This is a genomic window from Fibrobacter sp. UWB4 (assembly GCF_002210345.1).
Classification (GTDB): domain Bacteria; phylum Fibrobacterota; class Fibrobacteria; order Fibrobacterales; family Fibrobacteraceae; genus Fibrobacter.
Genome location: NZ_MWQI01000011.1, coordinates 1 through 18,183, shown reverse-complemented (window position 1 = coordinate 18,183; position 18,183 = coordinate 1). Strand labels below are relative to the sequence as shown.

Sequence of the window (18,183 nt, the reverse complement as noted above, 5' to 3'; positions counted from 1 at the left end):
CCGATAAACGGTTGTTAAAAAGGTGATAAAAAAAGAACTGCGAGGGGTGGGAGTCGAACCCACACACCGAAGTACCAGATCCTAAGTCTGGCGCGTCTGCCAATTCCGCCACTCTCGCGATTTCAAGACCAAAGATACAAAATCTTAAAGACATAAGGAGCATAAACATCTATTTTATGGCACATTGCAAGCACTAAAGAACATTAAAATCGGTGTTTTTATATCCCTGGTCAACATCCTCATCCAGGGTGTTTCGGTTATTGTCCAAAATCTCATCGCCAATAACCTTGGAATCGTAAAGTTCGGATCCTTCGGAATCCTGCAAAGCGACTTCACCATTTTCAGTGCACTCGCCGACTTCGGCATGGCAACACTCATTCTCGCCTATTTCGGCAAACGCGCGACCCAGGGCCGACTGTTCATCAACGTACTCCAGCTCAGGCTCTTCATGACAGCCATAACCGCTCTTGCGATGGTCATATTCGCCTTTACCGTACGTAGAGGGAGCGCCGTTTTCGAGGCCGAACTGGTGCTTGTGCTCGGACTCCTCTTCCAGCACTCCTATTTCGACTGGTATTTCATCTGCGGGAACTTCTGGAAAAAGCTTTTGATTTCAAAGGTTCTCCACACGCTCTCCTACACCACCATCATGGGTATTGCGCTCTGGTGCTTCAAAGTAGATTCCCTCCCGGCAATAGCCCTTTCGATGGTCATTGCAGCCCTCCCCGCTTTCGGCTTCGGCGTTGGTCAGGCGTTCACCTTAAAAATTTTCAGCATCGGCGTTCACACGTTCCAGTTCTTCAAGCTGATGTTCAAGTCATCATGCCCCTACGCTATTTCGAGCATAGCAAGCTTTGCCTACCTGCCCGCCGGCCTTTACACCGTCGCGCACTTTGCAACACCAGAATTTTTAGGGGCGTACAGCTTTTCACACAAGCTCGTCATTCTCGCCTCAGGACTCATGGTGCACTTCATCTCGTCAAGCCTCATCACGCTGCACCAGACCGACAGCCGCATCCTTAGCCTGCGCGATCAGGTCGTCTTCACCCTATTCATCATTGGCGCAACGACACCCTTCTGGCTACTGCCGCAGTACACGCTCCGCATCATCTTCTTTGCAGCCCCATGGACAAGCGAAGCACTGGACACAAGCTGCTTCTGCCTTCGCATTTTAGCATGCTCCCTGATATTGCAGGCAACCCGCATGGGAATGATTTCAACACTTCTCAAGGAAAAGCGCACCTGGCTCTATGGCGCAATGATTACCGTCGGCGGCATCGTCAATATTGCGGTATGCATTGGCGGCGCAAGGATTCTAAAAGCCGACTACATTCCGGCGCTTACCCTCACCGGAGACCTATGCCTGAGCCTCTTCCTGCTCATTTACTTTATCAAGAACCACAGGCTCCGCTAGGCTGGATTTTTCCGATTTGTCGTCCTGCACACACCGCTGTTCTGTACAAATTGTTGAGACGACAAAAATAACCATGCCCCAGATGCAATAGATTCCCTGCTTGTATCCCGACGTAAAGAACCACCATCCGACAAAGTAGATGAAGTAAGTGTACATCAGGATCTGGCGCGGAGTAAATGGTCTGCATAGACGCAAATGCAGTACCGTCAGGCCAAGCCCGCACAGAAACGGCAAGAGCATAACACCGAACAAATGGAAATCCTTATAGACATCCCAGAGGTAGTTCACCGTATTAAAGCCCTGAACCTTCTGGATTCTATCGTTAAAGGCATTGTCCCAACGGAAACTGTTCCTGAACGATGTCGTCAACTTTGCATATTCAAATAAGCCGCTAAAGAAATCTATCCCATAGGTATGCGGATGTATTTCCTGATCGTTCATCGGATTCAGCACATAGTCCAAGTTCCAGTAATTGTTCGCCAAATACTTGTAAGGCAGTTCAACAACCACATCCAAAGCCTTCCCCTCGACTGAACCACCGCCGTACTGGTCGCGAATGCTGCCTATCGAGATAAACGCTATGATTGCAAAGACAAGCAGGGAGGCAATTATTATTGGCGATATTCGTTTGTACAAATAATTTATAAAGATGAGGAAAAAGCCGACATTAAAAAACAGCGAAGTCCTATTCGGATAGGCAAGCAGATTTACAACAATCGTCACAAACACCATCACAAACGAAACATGGCGCACCCATGCGACATTGTTGAACTTCTTGAAAGACGCGACGCCAAAAAGAAGTACGCACAGCGGCCCGCTATTAAACAACAGCGAATAGTAACCGTAATCCACATACTTCGTCATCCACTTTGCCGGATTCTGCGTAAAAATGATGAGATCCCCAACCTTCTGGTAAAGCCCATAGACGCCAACCAGAAAGACAAGGAACACCACAAAAGACAAAAGCAAGTGGTACGTCCAGTTATACTGTCTTGCGCACACCGCGGGATGCACCTGAACCGGGATCGCCTTTGACTTCGCATGGAGCCTAGCTACAATACAGCCTCCAGCAAACGAAAGCATGCCAAAAAGCCATACGCCCCATGTGTACAAATGAAAATCCGACATTGCCCTATCGATCTGGAAATACGAAATGGCAAGCGTAATGCACTGTGTAAAGCAGTAGACATTTAACGGGCTAAAGAAATCCTTCTTGAACCACCATGACTGAAATAGGCAAAAAATGACTACCAGAAAAAGGGCGGAACTGACCGGATATTCACTCACCCATGCAAACACAAACTAGACCTTTTTCTTTTGGAAGTAAGCCCTAAAAGCATTCCATTCACGGGATACAGAAGTCCCGCGCTTAGATTCGATTTCCAGATAGTCGAGCAAGTTGCAAATAATCGTCGCAATAATGCAGGCCACCAGGAATACAAAGACCAAGGTGACAGCCCTAAGCGGGTAGATCTTCTTGTTGTTTTCCCAAGGCGGTTCAAGCACATGGAGGTTCTTGAGCATCTTGGCTTCTTCCAGGCGCATCTGTTCGCTCTGCTGGCGGAGCAGCTTGTACAAAGTTTCCTGGATACGGATCTCAGACTCGCGCCTCAGGTACTCCGCGTAAAGCTCAGGAGTCTTCTTAAGCTCGATCATGCCGATGTTGCTATGCTTGCCCTTGAGCGCACTGCCAAGCGCCAAGTTCATTCCCTTGACACGCTTCTGGAGTTCCTGGTAACGCCTGCTATTCTCGCCGCGGTCGAGCTTTTCAAAGTCCATTTCCATGCCCATCTCTTCGCGCATGGCCTGCAACTCGCTCAAATACTTAATCGTCGCCCCGAGCTGGACCGACGGCTCATAAACATTGTTCCTCACCTGGAAGTCGACAAACGAATTCAGCACAGAATCCAGAACATGTTCGCAAGAATCCAAGCGCGTCTGGAAATATTCTCTGGACTGGCGAGCCTGATTCGTCTTAAACGAGTTAAAGGCAGAATCCGCTTTTTCAAGCATGAATTCTATAACCTGCACAGCGCGTTTCGGATCCGTGTCCCTGTAATAGAGGAAGAACATGTCCTCCTTGTTGTAGTTCAAGCCGAAATTCTTGCGGAACTCCTTCAGCAAGTCCGCATGGAACTTGCCCTTGAACTTGTAGTGCTTTGCGAGGTTGAACTGTTCGATAACCTTGTCGTGCAGTTCCCAGGAATTGAGGATGGTCCATACAACATTCGCATCCTCGTTATCCATGGAAATCCCGAGAAGGGAACTCATTCCAGTCCCGCCAATCAGGCCACTGAGCGCCCCCGACATGGGCTGAGTCGATGCAGGCGGAGTAACAACCGCAGTCGCTGCGTACCTAGGCTCAATAACCCACATGACCAAGACAAAAGCGACTATGGTCGGGATAGTCACAAACCAAGAAAAAAACTTGAAATGCTTCAGGTCGCTATTGACGACTCGAAGGCAAAATTCGATAAAACCTGTAGATTCCTGTTTTTCCATAAACTACTTGTAATTGACGTAAATGATGAACGCAGACGAGACCACACTTAAGAGTGACGCCATGAACAAGGTAAAGTCCTTGAACGACTCGTAATGGCTCTTCGGAATTTCAATAACATCGCCCGGCAGAATCTGATCCGTAGCCACGTTGATGGAAATGGCCTTCGGCTTTTCACCGCGCCAGACCTTAACCTGTCCCCAGTTGCCCGTTATCGTATTCATGCCGCCTGACGAAATGTAATCGATAGCATGCCATGTCGGATTGTAAGTATAGCGTCCGAGGAAATTCACGGCACCGCTCAGGTACACAAACAATTCCTTGATAAAGAATTCAACTTCGGTATTGGGTTCAACCGTCGTACTGCTCATTTCGTTAAGAGTAATCCAACGGGGTTCCTTGTCCGGTTCACGTACACACACGGCCTTGTAGCCATAGTTATGCATTCTATTTGCACCCGCAAGGTCGAAGTAATCCTGGAGCGTCCTATCGGAACGGTAAGCGACACTGGTCCTATATCCGGGGAAAACCAAGGTAACATTATCACCCATCGGGATAAAAGGAACAAAGATCTTGTCGCCCTGCTCGAGCATAATGTCATCATCAAAATTACCGTTTGTCGTCATGTTATTGTAGTTCACATGGATCGTATCCTTGCCGCGAATAATCTGGATATCTTCCTTGTTTGCATTCGGCAAGAGTCCGCCAATAGTGCGGATAAAGAAGGTAAGCCTGTTCTGGGGATCGACGACATGCTGTCCAACAGCAGCTACAGCGCCCATAACATTCACACGGAACCTTTTAAGGGCCGCAAGCTGCACAAAGCAGAACTCACGCTTGTAGCGCTTAGAAACCAGGTCCAGAATAAGTCTCTGGGCTTCGGCAAAGGTCTTTCCGCCCACGACAACAGAACCGCATTCTTCAACAGCCACCCTTCCGTCCGGGTAAATCTGAACAGAGAGATACTTGTCCTCGAGCATCAAGTCCAAAAAATCACCCGGACCGAGCACGTAATTGGAATCGACCGCCATTTCTGCAAACGCCGGCGAAAGCGATGCAGCACCGCGCATAGAAGGACCGTCATCGAACATGACATTTCTGCCATTGCTGGAATTGCCAAACATGGATTCCGAAGCAAAGACACACGCGCACATCAAGAGGATGCAGACAATAAAAGATCGCATATTACAAACTCATCCACTGTTGAGTAAAGGGACAACAAGTTTCCTAATTATACAAAAATTAAAATGAAGAGTTAGAACTAAGTTATTAGTTATTGGTCAATAGTCATTGGTTATTTGTCAATGGCCATTGGTCAATAGTTTTTTAGAAAACAAAAAAGGCACGGCATATAAGCCGTGCCTTTTTTCAAAGCGACTTTGATCTTAGTTAGCGGACTTGCCTTCGCCTTCGACCATGTCAACAGCAGCGTCAGCCTTGGCAGGTTCAGCAGCCTTCTTAGCCTTAGCAACGATTTCGTCTTCGACGAGACCGATAAGAGCCATTTCAGCAGCGTCGCCGGCGCGGTTCGGGCCGAGCTTCAGCACGCGAGTGTAACCGCCGTTGCGGTTAGCATAACGCGGACCGATCGTGTTGAACAAATCCTGGAGAACCTTCGGGTCCATCACGAAGCGAGCAGCTTCACGACGTGCAGAAAGGTCACCCTTCTTTGCGTAGGTAATCATGCGTTCAACAGCACCACGGACAAGCTTTGCCTTGTGGAGAGTGGTACGCACATAGCGCTTGTTCTGATCCGTTTCCATGCCCTTCTCGAGAATAGAAGTCGTGAGGGCGCGGAGGATGGCACGCTTGTGTTGGGCGTTAACACCCAGTTTCTTGTTTTTTACACCGTGTCTCATGTTTAATCCTTCAAGTAATCATCGACGTCCATGCCAAAAGAAAGGCCCATCGACGTCAACACCTCGTTAAGTTCAACCAAGGACTTCCTACCGAAGTTCTTGTATTTGAGCATATCGTTTTCCTTGTTGCGAACAAGCTCGCCAATGGTATGGATGTTTGCCATACGGAGGCAGTTGCTGGAGCGAACGGAAAGTTCCAGATCGTCCACGCGCATACGGAGGAGGTTAGCGATACGCTGACGTTCTTCATCCATTTCGAGTTCTTCAGGAGATTCGAGATCGCCTTCGAAGTTGATGAAGATTTCCAAGTGATCCACAAGAAGCTTTGCAGCATATGCAAGAGCGTCTTCCGGGTCAATGGAACCGTCTGTTGTAATTTCAAGTTCCAGACGGTTGTAGTCCGTCTTCTGACCAACGCGGGTATCGCTGATGTGCATTGCGACTTTCTGAACCGGGTTGAAGTTCGCATCCATGGCGATAACGCCAATCGGAGCGTCCTTGTCCTTAAGTTCGTCGGCAACAACATAACCACGACCGCAGGAGATCTTCACGTCCATCGACAAAGAAGCATTGCCGTTCAATGTCGCAATGTGAACATCCGGAGTCAGGATAGTGACATTTGGATTGTCCATAAAGTCCTTGGCCGTGACTTCGCCATCACCGGACATGTCCAGGTGAAGGGTTTCATCATGATCAGACAGGAGCTTTACACGGATGCTCTTGAGGTTGAGGATAATGTCAGTGACATCTTCCTTAACACCCGGAATCGTCGAAAATTCCTTGTCAACGCCTTCGATTTTCACGGAGACAATAGCCGCACCCTGCAGAGAGGAGAGGAGAACGCGACGGAGAGCGTTACCGAGGGTGATACCCCAGCCACGTTCCAAGGCTTCTACGACAAACTTGGCGTAGCGGCCATCTTCGCCGGTTTCCACTTTCTGGAAGCTGCGCGGCATCTGAAGTGATTTCCACATCATTGGCGATACCTCTTTGGATTAAATTCTTCTCTTCTTTTTAGGACGGCAACCATTGTGCGGAATGCCCGTCACGTCTCGAATAGAGAGAACTTCGAGGCCCGCATTCTTGAGAGCGCGGACGGCAGATTCACGGCCGCCACCAGCACCCTTAACGCGAACGTCCACCTTGCGCATGCCGAGATCGAATGCCTTGTGGGCAGCGGTTTCAGCGGCGAGCTGGGCTGCAAACGGTGTGCTCTTGCGGGAGCCCTTGAAACCGGAGTTACCCGGAGAACCCCAAGCGACAACGTTGCCACGAGCGTCGGTGATAGAAACGATTGTATTGTTGAAGGAAGCGAACACGCAGGCGATACCCTGGATGTCAATGCGCTTCTTGCCCTTCTTGATCTTGACTTCTTCAGCAGCAGCCGGAGCTTCAGCAGCGGCAGCAGCAGTTTCCTTGATTTCTTCTTCAGCCACGATGATACTCCTTACTTCTTCTTGTTAGCCACAGTCTTCTTGGGGCCCTTACGTGTGCGGGCGTTGGTGCGGGAACGCTGACCGCGGACCGGGAGGCCCTTGCGGTGGCGGATGCCGCGATAGCAGCCAATGTCCTGCAAACGCTTGATGTTCAAGGTAACTTCTGCGCGGAGCTGACCTTCCACAGAGTATTCATCTTCCAAAAGATGACGAATCTTACCTTGTTCTTCTTCAGTCAGGTCGTCACACTTCTTGTTCTTGTCAATGCCCAACTGAGCACAGACCTTGTTAGCGGTGAACAGACCGACACCATAGATTGCCGTCAGACCGTATTCAACAGTCTTGTTTTTCGGTAAATCGACACCAGCGATACGTGCCATACGATCTCCTTATCCCTGCTTCTGCTTGTGACGGGGGTTCTTCGAACAGATGATGCGCAATACACCCTTACGACGGATGATCTTGCAGTTTTCACATCTGGGTTTGATGGAGGCTTTGATTTTCATAGGTTTGACCTTCTTTTGTAATACCTATTACTTGTAACGGTAAGTAATTCGCCCGCGATTTAAATCGTACGGGGAAATCTCGACCAACACTTTGTCGTCCGGCAAGATTCTAATGAAATGCCGGCGCATTTTTCCTGAAACATGGGCCAGAATCTCGTGACCATTTCCGAGTTGAACACGGAAGAAAGCGTTGGGAAGAGCTTCCAACACAACGCCTTCTACTTGTATACCTTCTTCTTTAGCCACTAAGATGCCATCCTGCCGCGAATGCGGCCACGTTTCAAGAAACCTTCATAATTCTTGGTATGCAACTGGGCTTCGAGCTGACGAAGAGTATCCAGAGCAACACCTACCACGATCAAGACCGAGGTACCCCCAATATAGAAACTCATATTGAGAGCGTCTTTCATGTGCAGGGGAACAACGCTGATTAAAGCGAGGTAAAGAGACCCAGGCAATGAAATTCTGGTCAAAACGTGGTCAATGTATTCTGCTGTCTGCTTACCCGGACGGACTCCCGGAATAAACCCACCGCTTCTCTTGAGGTTTTCGGCAATGTCGTTCGGGTTGTACTGGATTGCCGTGTAGAAGTAGGTGAAGAATATGATGAGGAGGGCATCTACTACGCTGTAGGAGACGTGTCCCGGAATAAATGCAGAAGCAAAAGCCTGCATCGCAGATACGTTCGGGAACCAAGATGCAACCATGGCCGGAATGAACATGATGCAAGATGCAAAGATCACGGGAATCACGTTAGCGGTGTTCACCTTGAAAGGCAAATAGCTAGCCTGACCACCCAAGACCTTGTTTCCGACGGTCCTGCGAGGACTTTGGAGTGGAATGCGACGGGTCGCCTGCTCGACGAAAACGATAAATCCGACAATGACAACCACGAGCGCCAAGATAAAGACCTCGATCGCAAGCGGCTGGATGCCTTCATTAAACATTTCGAATTCGGCCAAGATGGCCCGCGGAAGGCCACCGACGATACCGGCGAAAATGATAAGAGAAATACCGTTACCCACACCGTGCGAGGTAATCTGCTCGCCAAGGTACATCAAGAAGATCGTACCAACGGTGAAGGTTAACGTCGCAAGGAGACGAAAGCCGATGTTACCGAGTCCGGACGAGAAGTTCTCGGAAAGGACCGAGATGCCCGTACCGGCGGCCGTCGTCACCTTGAGATTAGAAAGCCACATAGAAATGCCCCATCCCTGCAAGGCGGAAAGGACCACCGTGAAGTATCGGGTATACTGATTCAGCTTAGCGCGGCCTTCCTGACCCTCCTTCTGGAGCATCTGGATGGCGGGAATCACCGACCCCATCAACTGGAGAATGATGCTTGCGCTAATGTACGGCATGATACCGAGGGCAAATACAGTTGCTTTCGCAAATGCACCGCCGGTAAACGAGTCGTACAGACCGAACAGGTTATTCGAATTTTTGAAGTATTCTGCGAGAACCGCAGCGTTTACTCCGGGGATGGAGATGTGAGCGCCAATACGATAGACAATCAAAAGACCAAGCGTAAAAAGGATCTTCTTACGCAGGTCCGGAATCTTAAACGCATTGACGAACGCATCGATGGCTTTCTTGAGTGCTTCCATTAGATGATCTCAACTTTGCCGCCAGCAGCTTCAATGGCAGCCTTTGCCTTTTCGCTGATAGCGTTAACCTTTACGTTGATAGCCTTGTCGATAGAACCAAAAGCGAGGACCTTGACCGGCAGTTCGACGTTCTTGATGAAGCCGAGGTCGAAGAGGACCTTAGCATCGAAATCAACAGCGCTAACAGCGGCAAGCTTCTTCAGGTTCACGATCTGGAATTCAACACCAGCGTGCTTGAAGCCGCGCTTCGGGATACGACGGTGAATCGGCATCTGGCCGCCTTCGAAGGCGACGCGACCGGCCTTAGCGCTCTTACGAGCACCAGCACCCTTTTCACCACGACCAGCAGTAGTGCCCCAGCCAGAGCCCGGACCACGACCAATGCGCTTGCGGCTCTTGCCCTTGGCAGCCTTGCCAGGATTGAGAGTATTGAGTTCCATCTTAGATCTCCTCGACCTTGACCATGTCCTTCACGGCATTGATCATGCCAGCAATGGACGGGGTCAAATTGTGTTCAACAGTTTGTCCGATCTTGCGGAGGCCGAGTGCAGCCACGTTAGCGCGGTGCACCGGAAGGCGACGGACGATACCCTTGATCAAAGTAATACGAACTTTCTTCATTAGGTATTACTCCTTAGGCTTCAAAACCGCGCAACTTGGCGCAGTCCTGTTTGTTCTTCTGAGAAAGCAGGCCTTCCAAGCAAGCGCTGACGACAGTGCTCGGGTTAGAAGAACCGTGAATCTTCGTGAGGATGTTGCGTACACCGGCGAGTTCGAGAACAGCACGGGCAGCAGCACCGGCGATAACACCAGTACCCGGAGCAGCCGGCATGAGGAGGATGCGGGTAGAACCGCTCTTCACTTCGATGTCGTGCGGGATGGTGCCATCGAGGAGCTGGACTTCCACGATGTTTCTCTGGGCAGCTTCGGTACCCTTACGGATAGCTTCGGAAACTTCCTTAGCCTTGCCGAGACCGACACCGACCTTGCCGTTCTTGTTGCCGACGACAACGAGAGCGGAGAAGGACATGCGACGGCCGCCCTTGACGGTCTTAGCGCAACGGTTGATGTGTACAACCTTGTCTTCAAATTCAGAAACTTGAGCTTCGCGTTCCAAAGTGTACCTCACTAGAATTTGAGTCCGCCTTCACGAGCTCCCTCAGCGAGAGCCTGAACGCGACCGTGATAGATGTAACCGCCGCGGTCAAAGACCACGGATTCAATGCCCTTGGACTTGGCGAGTTCAGCAATCTGGAGACCGAGCTGCTTAGCCTGTTCGGTCTTCGTCATTTCACCAAACTTACCCTGGAATTCCTTGGAAGCTGTGGTGACCTGAGCGACAGACTTGTTGTTTTCGTCATCAAAGATCTGGGCAATCATGTGAGACAAGGAACGGCGAACAGCCAAACGAGGGCATTCTGCAGTTCCGACAACAGACTTGCGTACGCGTTCGTGGCGTGCGATTCTGGACTGGATTCTTTTTTTAGCAATTGCAGTCATAGTTTACCCTTATTTACCTGTCTTCTTACCTTGCTTGCGACGCACAATTTCGCCAGCGTACTTGATGCCCTTGCCCTTATACGGTTCAGGCTTACGGTACTTGCGAATTTCTGCTGCAGCTTGGCCAACCTTCTGCTTGTCGATGCCGGAGATCGTGATCTTCAGCGGATCAACAGCCTTCAGTTCAACGCCTTCCGGAGCCTTGAAGATCACCGGATGAGAGAAGCCGAGAACCAAGTTGAGGTCCTTGCCCTTCTGTTCTACGCGGTAGCCAACGCCAACGATTTCGAGAGTCTTCTGGAAACCCTTGGTCACGCCTTCGACCATGTTGTTGACGAGAGCGCGAGTGGTGCCGTGCATAGCGCGGGTGAACTTTTCATCATTCGGGCGGGTGAAGGAGAGCTTGTCGCCATCGAGCTTGATGGAGATGAGTTCGTGAACGTTCGTTTCGAGCTTGCCCTTCGGGCCTTCGACCTTGATGTTCTGACCGTTGACGTTAACCTTAACGCCAGCCGGGATAGTGATAATAGCTTTACCGATACGGGACATCTTTACCATACCTTTGCGATGACTTCGCCACCCACCTTGAGTTCGCGGGCTTCGTGGTCAGTCATGACACCTTTAGATGTGGAGATGATAGCATAGCCGAGGCCGTTGCGAACGCGCGGAAGCTTGGCCACGTCAACGTAGTGACGGAGACCCGGCGTAGAAACGCGCTGGAGGCCCTGGATAGCGGATTCGCCCTTCGTGTAACGGAGGAGGACCTTGAGGATGCCCTGCTTACCGTCATCGACGACGACGAACTTCTTAATGAAACCTTTTTCCTGCAACACACGTGCAATATCACGCTTCAGATTGCTGGCAGGAATGTCCACCACGGGGAGCTTTGCCGTAGAGGCATTGCGGATACGGGTGAGCATATCGGCGATAGTATCTGTCATTGCCATTTTATACTCTCCTTACCAAGACGACTTTGTGATACCGGGGATTTCGCCGGCGAGTGCCATTTCGCGGAAGCAAATACGGCAAAGGCCAAAGCGGCGCATAAAGGCGTGCGGCCTACCGCAACGCTTGCAACGGTTGTACCCACGAACGGTATACTTCGGAGTACGCTTGCATTTTTCAATCATTCTTCTGCTTGCCATGGTATTACCTTACTTCCTGAAGGGGAGTCCAAGTTCTTCGAGGAGGGCACGGCCTTCGTCGTCCGTCTTAGCGGAGGTGACGAAAGAGATGTCCATACCGAAGGTACGGGAAATCTTGTCAATGTCGATTTCAACAAAGATCGTCTGTTCCTTGATGCCGAGGGTGAAGTTACCCATGCCATCAAAGCCACGGCGTGCGAGACCACGGAAGTCACGGACACGCGGAAGGTCGATGTTGATGAAACGATAGAGGAAGTCCCACATGTTGTCGCCATGAAGTGTGACCTTAGCACCGATGCCGATACCTTCACGGAGGTGGAAGTTAGCGACAGCCTTCTTAGCGTTAGTGACAATAGCCTTCTGACCGGTGATAGCAGTGAGAGTGTCAGCAGCTTCGTCGAGAATCTTGCGGTTCTGGGAAGCGGCGCCCACGCCCATGTTGAGCACGATCTTTTCGAGACGCGGAATCTGCATCACGTTCTTGTAGGCAAACTTTTGCTGCAAGGCCGGAACGACCTTTTCGAGATAGAATTGCTTCATCTGGTTCATTGCGTTACCTTACACAGCCTTTCCAGTTTTTACACTGGTACGAACGCCCTTCTTACCCTTTTCGCGAACGATGCGGGTACGAACGGGAGTGTTGCCTTCGAGAAGCATCACGTTGGAAATGTCGATCGGCAATTCCTTTTCAACGATGCCACCAGTCTGATTGGTCTGAGACGGCTTTTCGTGACGCTTGCAGACGTTGACGCCAGAAACGGTCACCTTGCCATCCTTGACACTGATCACGGTGCCGGTCTTGCCCTTGTTGGCACCGGAAATCACCTTGACGTTATCATTCTTCTTGATGTTAGCCATTACAGAACCTCAGGTGCGAGGGAGATGATCTTCATGTACTTCTTGTCGCGGAGCTCACGAGCCACCGGTCCAAAAATACGGGTTCCACGCGGTTCGCCATCCTTGTTGATGAGAACCACTGCGTTGTCGGAGAAACGAATGAACGTTCCATCCGGACGTGCGATTTCTTTTGCTGTACGGACGACGACGGCGTCGGCCACGGAACCCTTCTTCACCTTGCTCTGGGGGATAGCGTCCTTAACGGCTACCTTGATGACATCACCGATGCTAGCATAGCGACGGTTTGTGCCACCCAAAACACGGATGCAGGCGACTTCCTTGGCACCACTGTTATCGGCCACGACGAGTCTGGTTTCTTCTTGAATCATATTCGCCTTACTCCAGGAGTTTACTTCTTCTTTTCCACAATGCGGACGAGGCGCCAGCGCTTCGTTGCAGAGAGGGGACGAGTTTCCATGATTTCGACCAGGTCGCCTTCTTGGGCTTCATTCTTTTCATCGTGAGCCTTGAGCTTGCTAGTCGTAGTCATGATCTTGTTGTACATCGGGTGACGCTTGCGGTTTTCGACCACAACCGTAATCGTCTTGTCCATCTTGTCGGAGGAGACGATACCCTGCTTGACTTTACGAAGGTTTCTTTCCATTTCCTGCTCCTGCCGGCTTATGCCTTGGCCTTTTCGCTGAGGATGGTCTTGATTCTGGCGATGTCCTTGCGGGCAGCTTGAATCACAGAGGGTTTTTCCAAATTACCGAGCTTCGCAGTCATGCGGTAATTGAACAAATCGAGATTCAACTGAGCCAGTTTTTCCTTGAGCTGGTCAACGCCCAGTTCTTTCAATTCACGTGCTTTCATTAGATCTCCGATTCTTCGATGATTTTGCACTTAAGGGGGAGCTTCTGAATTGCGACATGGAGAGCTTCCATGGCAAGTTCGCGTTCAACACCACCCATTTCAAAAAGGATGCGACCCGGGAGGATTACGGCTGCCCAGAATTCGACTGCGCCCTTACCCTTACCCATACGGGCTTCTGCAGGGTGACGGGTGATCGGCTTATCGGGGAAGACGCGAATCCACACGCGACCACCACGCTTGATCTTACGAGTCATGGCGATACGAGCAGCTTCGATCTGGCGAGCGGTGAGCCAGCACTTTTCAAGAGCCTGGATACCGAATTCGCCAAAGGCGATATAGTTGCCACGAGAGGCGACGCCCTTCATGCGCCCTTTCATTTGCTTACGATGCAATGTTCTTTTCGGACTCAGCATAATTACTTCTCTCTCTTGTTGTCGTTCATGACGTCCTTACCGATCTTTTCACCGTGCATGATCCACACCTTGATACCGATGGCACCATAAACGGTCTTAGCGATGGCAGTTGCGTAGTCGATGTCAGCACGAAGAGTGTGCAGAGGCACGCGGCCTTCAGCATACTTTTCAACGCGGGCAATTTCGGCACCACCGAGGCGGCCACCGCACTGCACCTTGATACCTTCCACACCCATGCGCATAGCGGACTGGATAGCGCGCTTCATGGCACGGCGGAAAGAAATACGCTTTTCGAGCTGGCGAGCAATGTTTTCAGCCACGAGCTTGGCATCAGTTTCCGGACGCTTGATTTCGTGGACTGCAATATAGATTTCTTTACCGGTGAGGAACTGGAGTTCGCCCTTCAAACGTTCCAATTCTTCGCCCTTTTTACCGATAACGATACCCGGGCGAGCGGTATAGAGGTTAACGTTCACCTTCTTGACGGTACGTTCGATGCCAACCTTGGAGAGGGAGGCATGTTCGAAACGCTTCATCAAGTAGCGACGGAGCACGATATCTTCATAGAGAAGATCGGCAAACTTGTCTTCGGCATACCACTTGGATTCCCAACCGCGGATAACGCCAAGACGAAGACCATTAGGATGAGTTTTGTGACCCATTGTTAATTCTCCTTGTCTGCGACAACGACGGTGATGTGGGAGAGCGGCTTTTCGATACGGAAAGCACGGCCCTGGGAACGCGGGTGAATGCGCTTCATGATCGTACCACCATCAGCGGTGATGGTCTTGATCACGATTTCTTCGGCGGAAACCGGAGCGGCGGACTTCTGCTTCAAGTTAGCGACAGCGGACTTGAGAGCATTTTCAACCAGCGGAGCACCCTTGGTCTGCGTACGGAGGATGGAGAGCATCGCGAAGGCTTCGCTGACGGACTTGCCACGAACGAGGTCGACTACGCGACGGAGCTTGCGAACGCCGTAACGGACGTTTTTAACTTTAGCAACAGCTTGCATTATTTCTTGCCTCCAGCAGTTTCAGTCTTGCGGTGACCGCGGAAAGTACGGGTCATGGAGAATTCGCCGAGCTTATGGCCAACCATGTTTTCGGTGACATAAACCGGAAGGAACTGCTTGCCGTTATAGACGGAGAACGTGAGTCCGACCATATCCGGGACGATTGTGGAACGACGGGACCAGGTCTTGATAGCCTGTTTCTTGTCGGAACCGGCCATCGCCTGGGCCTTGCTGAGAACGTGGGAATCCACGAACGCACCTTTCTTAAGGGATCTAGACATGAATTAGGCCCTCTTCTGACGATGACGTACGATGAACTTATCAGTACGCTTGTTGTTACGAGTTTTTGCACCCTTAGAGTTCTTACCCCAAGGAGAGCACGGATGACGACCACCAGAGGTACGACCTTCACCACCACCAAGGGGGTGATCGACCGGGTTCATAACGACACCACGGACGGCCGGGCGCTTGCCGAGCCAGCGAGAGCGGCCTGCAGAACCCGAGGATTCATTCATGTGATCGATATTGGAAACCTGACCAACGGTAGCGAGGCAGTCTTCCGGGATGTAGCGGACTTCGCCACTCGGAAGCTTGACCTGGCAGAGCTTGCCGTCCTTGGCAACCAGTTCTGCACCGGCACCAGCGGAACGAGCAATCTGGGCACCCTTGCCCGGCTTCATTTCGATGTTGTGGATAATGGTGTTGAGCGGAATGTCGCGGAGAGGAATTGCGTTACCTACGCGGAATTCAGCACCTTCACCAGCGTTCAGCACATCGCCAACCTTGATTTCGGCCGGAGCGATGATGTATGCGCGCTTGCCGTTTTCGTACTTGACGAGAGCGATGCGAGCGGTACGGTTCGGATCGTATTCAATCGTTTCGACAGTGCAGGAGAGACCGGCAAACTGACGCTTGAAGTCAATGATACGATACAGTTTCTTGTGACCACCACCACGACGACGGGAGGTAATTTCACCAGCATTGTTACGGCCGGAGCTACGCTTGATACCTTCGGTAAGCGGCTTGTACGGCTTTACAGCAGAGAGTTCCTTGCGGTCACCAATCTGCTTGTAACGCAGTGTCGGGGTAATCGGGCGATAAGATTTCAGACCCATGGTTATACTCCTTCAAACTCGGCAATCTTTTGCCCGGCCTTCAATGTGATGTAGGCCTTCTTCCAGTTCGGTTTCTTGCCAGCGACCATGCGGACGCGCTTGATCTTGCCGCGGTTGATCAAAGTGTTGACCTTAGCGACCTTGACGTCAAAGCGCTTTTCGATAGCGGCCTTGATGTCTTCCTTAGAAGCGTCCATGGCGACCTTGAACACGTACTTGTGCACGTTCGTACGCGGATTGACCATGTTCTTCATGGTTTCTTCGGTAACGTGCGGAGCAACGAGGATTTCGCGAATTTCTTTCATTAGCGGCCTCCTTCAAGTTCTGCGAGAGCAGCCTGAGAGATGACAACGTTATTTGCACGAACAACATCGTAAGTGTTGACGTCAGCTACGCGAGCGCAGCGGCACCAAGGAATGTTGTTAGAGGAAAGATAGAGGTTCTGATCCTTTTCGCTAACGATGAAGAGAACGTTGCGCTGTTCGATGCCGGACTTGGCGAGAACAGAGAGGAGATCCTTAGTCTTCGGAGCGCTGAAGCTGAGAGCTTCGAACACGGAGACCTTACCTTCGCTAGCCTTGTTGGCGAGAGCGGAGTAGAAAGCGATCTTCTTGACCTTCTTGTTCACCTTTTCGAAGTAGTCATGAGACTTCGGACCGTGTGCCTTAGCACCACGAACCCAAACTGCAGAGGTGTTCTGACCGGAACGAGCGCGGCCGGTACCCTTCTGCTTCCACGGCTTCTGGCCACCGCCACTGACTTCGCCCTTGGACTTAGTCTGAGCAGTACCCTGACGGTTGTTGTTCAGGATAGCCTTGATGTGGAGGTACATGCAGACCTTGTTGACTTCCTGGTCGAAGAGAGCCGGGAGCTGGATATCATTCTTAAAATCGCCAGTAGCGGCGAAAAGCTTTGCACTAGCCATTAGTCTTTCCTCACCACGATGATGCTGTTCTTCGGGCCCGGGACAGCGCCACGGACGAAGATCAGGTTGCGGTCGCCATCAACTTTGACGACCTGGAGGTGCTTCACGGTCACTTTCTTGTTGCCGTATTGACCAGCCATACGCTTACCCGGGAAAACACGACCCGGATAGGAGTGAGCGGACGTACCACCCGGTTCGCGCATATTGTGCGTACCATGGGAACGAGGACCGCTATGGAAACCGTGGCGCTTGATAGTGCCAGAGAAACCATGACCCTTGGAGATGCCAGAGACGTTCACAGTCTTTGCATCAGCGAAGTCGGCTGCGCCGAATTCCTTGCCAACCGGCCAGGATTCGAGATCAGCGACATCAAATTCAGCGAGGTGTTCACGAACAGCCACGTCAGCCTTCTTGAAATGGCCGACTTCTGCCTTATTGGCGCGCTGTTCCTTCTTGAGACCAAAGCCGATCTGGACAGCAGTGTAGCCGTCCTTCTCTTCTGTCTTATGGCAAACGACCACGCACGGACCGGCTTCGAGAACCGTGACAGGGACGCATTCGCCCTGTTCCGTGAACACTTGGGTCATTCCCAATTTCTTTGCGAGAATACCGTTCATTGTTATTAGACCTTAATTTCGACTTCAACGCCTGCCGGCAAGTCAAGTTTCATGAGGGAATCTACAGTTTGCGGCGTAGCATCAAGGATGTCGATAAGACGCTTGTGCGTACGGGATTCGAACTGTTCACGAGAAGTCTTGTCAATATGCGGAGAGCGGAGCACCGTATACTTCTGGATCTTCGTCGGGAGAGGGATGGGGCCTGCAATACGAGCCCCAGTGTTCTTAGCTGTATTCACGATATCTTGAGCAGAGCGGTCGATCATACGATGATCGAAGCTCTTCAAGCGAATACGGATGCGTTCACCAGCCATGATTATTCCTTACTTGATGATTTCGGTAACAGAGCCAGCACCAACAGTACGTCCACCTTCGCGGATAGCGAAGCGGAGCTGCTTTTCCATGGCGATCGGAGCGATGA

General features: G+C 51.1%; 33 protein-coding genes and 1 tRNA gene. 1 reads left to right on the top strand and 33 read right to left on the bottom strand.

From position 1 onward, the window contains the following. Positions 1 to 38 precede the first annotated feature (38 nt). A tRNA-Leu gene (locus B7990_RS13610) sits at positions 39 to 118 on the bottom strand. 66 nt (positions 119 to 184) lie between these two features. On the opposite strand from B7990_RS13610, the gene B7990_RS13605 reads away from it, so the two are divergent. Next, positions 185 to 1,414: an oligosaccharide flippase family protein gene (locus tag B7990_RS13605; RefSeq protein ID WP_088641430.1), complete on the top strand. Its 1,230-nt coding sequence runs from the start codon at positions 185 to 187 to the stop codon at positions 1,412 to 1,414. Here the strand turns inward: B7990_RS13605 and B7990_RS13600 are convergent. From B7990_RS13600 to B7990_RS13445, 32 genes are all read right to left on the bottom strand, one after another. Beyond that, positions 1,358 to 2,713 carry an O-antigen polymerase gene (locus B7990_RS13600; RefSeq protein WP_088641429.1) on the bottom strand — a complete coding sequence of 452 codons (1,356 nt, stop codon included), beginning with the start codon at positions 2,711 to 2,713 and terminating at the stop codon, positions 1,358 to 1,360. The genes B7990_RS13605 and B7990_RS13600 overlap by 57 nt on opposite strands. A 3-nt stretch (positions 2,714 to 2,716) precedes the next feature. Continuing rightward, positions 2,717 to 3,916: a lipopolysaccharide biosynthesis protein gene (locus B7990_RS13595; protein WP_088641428.1), complete on the bottom strand. Its 1,200-nt coding sequence runs from the start codon at positions 3,914 to 3,916 to the stop codon at positions 2,717 to 2,719. A gap of 3 nt (positions 3,917 to 3,919) precedes the next feature. Beyond that, the gene (locus tag B7990_RS13590; protein ID WP_088641427.1) at positions 3,920 to 5,098 is read right to left on the bottom strand and encodes a polysaccharide biosynthesis/export family protein; all 1,179 of its coding nucleotides are present in this window, start codon (positions 5,096 to 5,098) and stop codon (positions 3,920 to 3,922) included. 201 nt (positions 5,099 to 5,299) lie between these two features. Beyond that, positions 5,300 to 5,773 carry a 50S ribosomal protein L17 gene (rplQ, locus tag B7990_RS13585; RefSeq protein ID WP_088641426.1) on the bottom strand — a complete coding sequence of 158 codons (474 nt, stop codon included), beginning with the start codon at positions 5,771 to 5,773 and terminating at the stop codon, positions 5,300 to 5,302. 2 nt (positions 5,774 to 5,775) lie between these two features. After that, on the bottom strand, positions 5,776 to 6,750 hold the full coding sequence (locus B7990_RS13580) for a DNA-directed RNA polymerase subunit alpha (RefSeq protein WP_015732009.1): 975 nt from the start codon (positions 6,748 to 6,750) through the stop codon (positions 5,776 to 5,778). 18 nt (positions 6,751 to 6,768) lie between these two features. Beyond that, positions 6,769 to 7,194, bottom strand: a complete 426-nt coding sequence (gene rpsK / locus B7990_RS13575; protein WP_049858437.1) for a 30S ribosomal protein S11 — start codon at positions 7,192 to 7,194, stop codon at positions 6,769 to 6,771. 26 nt (positions 7,195 to 7,220) lie between these two features. Beyond that, positions 7,221 to 7,589, bottom strand: coding sequence for a 30S ribosomal protein S13 (rpsM, locus tag B7990_RS13570; RefSeq protein ID WP_014546096.1), 369 nt, complete (start codon positions 7,587 to 7,589; stop codon positions 7,221 to 7,223). 9 nt (positions 7,590 to 7,598) lie between these two features. Then, positions 7,599 to 7,715, bottom strand: coding sequence for a 50S ribosomal protein L36 (gene rpmJ / locus B7990_RS13565; RefSeq protein WP_014546097.1), 117 nt, complete (start codon positions 7,713 to 7,715; stop codon positions 7,599 to 7,601). Between the two features lie 27 nt (positions 7,716 to 7,742). Continuing rightward, the gene (gene infA, locus B7990_RS13560) at positions 7,743 to 7,961 is read right to left on the bottom strand and encodes a translation initiation factor IF-1 (RefSeq protein ID WP_014546098.1); all 219 of its coding nucleotides are present in this window, start codon (positions 7,959 to 7,961) and stop codon (positions 7,743 to 7,745) included. Beyond that, the gene (gene secY, locus B7990_RS13555; RefSeq protein ID WP_088641425.1) at positions 7,961 to 9,322 is read right to left on the bottom strand and encodes a preprotein translocase subunit SecY; all 1,362 of its coding nucleotides are present in this window, start codon (positions 9,320 to 9,322) and stop codon (positions 7,961 to 7,963) included. The genes infA and secY overlap by 1 nt, the downstream gene beginning before the upstream one ends. Next, on the bottom strand, positions 9,322 to 9,762 hold the full coding sequence (gene rplO / locus B7990_RS13550; RefSeq protein WP_088641424.1) for a 50S ribosomal protein L15: 441 nt from the start codon (positions 9,760 to 9,762) through the stop codon (positions 9,322 to 9,324). Before rplO ends, secY begins: the two co-directional genes overlap by 1 nt. 1 nt (position 9,763) lies before the next feature. Beyond that, positions 9,764 to 9,943 (bottom strand): 50S ribosomal protein L30, encoded by a 180-nt coding sequence (rpmD, locus tag B7990_RS13545; protein WP_073442653.1) that lies wholly within the window; start codon positions 9,941 to 9,943, stop codon positions 9,764 to 9,766. A gap of 13 nt (positions 9,944 to 9,956) precedes the next feature. Beyond that, entirely contained in the window at positions 9,957 to 10,439 is a 483-nt protein-coding gene (gene rpsE / locus B7990_RS13540) for a 30S ribosomal protein S5 (protein WP_015732010.1), read from the bottom strand. An 11-nt stretch (positions 10,440 to 10,450) separates the two neighbouring features. Then, positions 10,451 to 10,822 (bottom strand): 50S ribosomal protein L18, encoded by a 372-nt coding sequence (gene rplR / locus B7990_RS13535; protein ID WP_014546103.1) that lies wholly within the window; start codon positions 10,820 to 10,822, stop codon positions 10,451 to 10,453. Between the two features lie 9 nt (positions 10,823 to 10,831). Further along, positions 10,832 to 11,371 carry a 50S ribosomal protein L6 gene (rplF, locus tag B7990_RS13530; RefSeq protein ID WP_088630198.1) on the bottom strand — a complete coding sequence of 180 codons (540 nt, stop codon included), beginning with the start codon at positions 11,369 to 11,371 and terminating at the stop codon, positions 10,832 to 10,834. A 2-nt stretch (positions 11,372 to 11,373) separates the two neighbouring features. Continuing rightward, entirely contained in the window at positions 11,374 to 11,769 is a 396-nt protein-coding gene (gene rpsH / locus B7990_RS13525; protein WP_014546105.1) for a 30S ribosomal protein S8, read from the bottom strand. A gap of 12 nt (positions 11,770 to 11,781) precedes the next feature. Further along, positions 11,782 to 11,967, bottom strand: a complete 186-nt coding sequence (locus tag B7990_RS13520; RefSeq protein WP_014546106.1) for a type Z 30S ribosomal protein S14 — start codon at positions 11,965 to 11,967, stop codon at positions 11,782 to 11,784. 9 nt (positions 11,968 to 11,976) lie between these two features. Continuing rightward, on the bottom strand, positions 11,977 to 12,516 hold the full coding sequence (gene rplE, locus B7990_RS13515) for a 50S ribosomal protein L5 (RefSeq protein ID WP_014546107.1): 540 nt from the start codon (positions 12,514 to 12,516) through the stop codon (positions 11,977 to 11,979). 9 nt (positions 12,517 to 12,525) lie between these two features. Continuing rightward, complete coding sequence (gene rplX / locus B7990_RS13510) at positions 12,526 to 12,825, bottom strand: 50S ribosomal protein L24 (protein ID WP_073442651.1); 300 nt, start codon at positions 12,823 to 12,825, stop codon at positions 12,526 to 12,528. Continuing rightward, positions 12,825 to 13,193, bottom strand: a complete 369-nt coding sequence (gene rplN, locus B7990_RS13505) for a 50S ribosomal protein L14 (protein ID WP_015732011.1) — start codon at positions 13,191 to 13,193, stop codon at positions 12,825 to 12,827. Before rplN ends, rplX begins: the two co-directional genes overlap by 1 nt. Positions 13,194 to 13,213: 20 nt before the next feature. Next, positions 13,214 to 13,468 carry a 30S ribosomal protein S17 gene (rpsQ, locus tag B7990_RS13500; RefSeq protein WP_088630015.1) on the bottom strand — a complete coding sequence of 85 codons (255 nt, stop codon included), beginning with the start codon at positions 13,466 to 13,468 and terminating at the stop codon, positions 13,214 to 13,216. Positions 13,469 to 13,485: 17 nt separating this feature from the next. Beyond that, positions 13,486 to 13,677: a 50S ribosomal protein L29 gene (gene rpmC, locus B7990_RS13495; protein ID WP_014546109.1), complete on the bottom strand. Its 192-nt coding sequence runs from the start codon at positions 13,675 to 13,677 to the stop codon at positions 13,486 to 13,488. Beyond that, positions 13,677 to 14,090 (bottom strand): 50S ribosomal protein L16, encoded by a 414-nt coding sequence (rplP, locus tag B7990_RS13490; protein ID WP_014546110.1) that lies wholly within the window; start codon positions 14,088 to 14,090, stop codon positions 13,677 to 13,679. The genes rpmC and rplP overlap by 1 nt, the downstream gene beginning before the upstream one ends. Before the next feature lie 2 nt (positions 14,091 to 14,092). Continuing rightward, the gene (gene rpsC, locus B7990_RS13485) at positions 14,093 to 14,752 is read right to left on the bottom strand and encodes a 30S ribosomal protein S3 (RefSeq protein ID WP_014546111.1); all 660 of its coding nucleotides are present in this window, start codon (positions 14,750 to 14,752) and stop codon (positions 14,093 to 14,095) included. Between the two features lie 2 nt (positions 14,753 to 14,754). Then, on the bottom strand, positions 14,755 to 15,105 hold the full coding sequence (rplV, locus tag B7990_RS13480; protein ID WP_014546112.1) for a 50S ribosomal protein L22: 351 nt from the start codon (positions 15,103 to 15,105) through the stop codon (positions 14,755 to 14,757). Continuing rightward, positions 15,105 to 15,386, bottom strand: coding sequence for a 30S ribosomal protein S19 (gene rpsS, locus B7990_RS13475; protein ID WP_014546113.1), 282 nt, complete (start codon positions 15,384 to 15,386; stop codon positions 15,105 to 15,107). The genes rplV and rpsS overlap by 1 nt, the downstream gene beginning before the upstream one ends. A 3-nt stretch (positions 15,387 to 15,389) precedes the next feature. Beyond that, positions 15,390 to 16,220: a 50S ribosomal protein L2 gene (gene rplB, locus B7990_RS13470; protein ID WP_014546114.1), complete on the bottom strand. Its 831-nt coding sequence runs from the start codon at positions 16,218 to 16,220 to the stop codon at positions 15,390 to 15,392. A gap of 2 nt (positions 16,221 to 16,222) precedes the next feature. After that, on the bottom strand, positions 16,223 to 16,525 hold the full coding sequence (rplW, locus tag B7990_RS13465) for a 50S ribosomal protein L23 (RefSeq protein ID WP_088630014.1): 303 nt from the start codon (positions 16,523 to 16,525) through the stop codon (positions 16,223 to 16,225). Continuing rightward, positions 16,525 to 17,145, bottom strand: coding sequence for a 50S ribosomal protein L4 (rplD, locus tag B7990_RS13460; RefSeq protein WP_014546115.1), 621 nt, complete (start codon positions 17,143 to 17,145; stop codon positions 16,525 to 16,527). Before rplD ends, rplW begins: the two co-directional genes overlap by 1 nt. Next, positions 17,145 to 17,762: a 50S ribosomal protein L3 gene (gene rplC / locus B7990_RS13455; protein WP_014546116.1), complete on the bottom strand. Its 618-nt coding sequence runs from the start codon at positions 17,760 to 17,762 to the stop codon at positions 17,145 to 17,147. The genes rplD and rplC overlap by 1 nt, the downstream gene beginning before the upstream one ends. A 5-nt stretch (positions 17,763 to 17,767) precedes the next feature. Further along, positions 17,768 to 18,076: a 30S ribosomal protein S10 gene (rpsJ, locus tag B7990_RS13450; RefSeq protein WP_014546117.1), complete on the bottom strand. Its 309-nt coding sequence runs from the start codon at positions 18,074 to 18,076 to the stop codon at positions 17,768 to 17,770. A gap of 9 nt (positions 18,077 to 18,085) precedes the next feature. Beyond that, positions 18,086 to 18,183 (bottom strand): hypothetical protein (locus B7990_RS13445; RefSeq protein WP_141099263.1); only part of this gene is annotated, 98 nt, incomplete at its 5' end.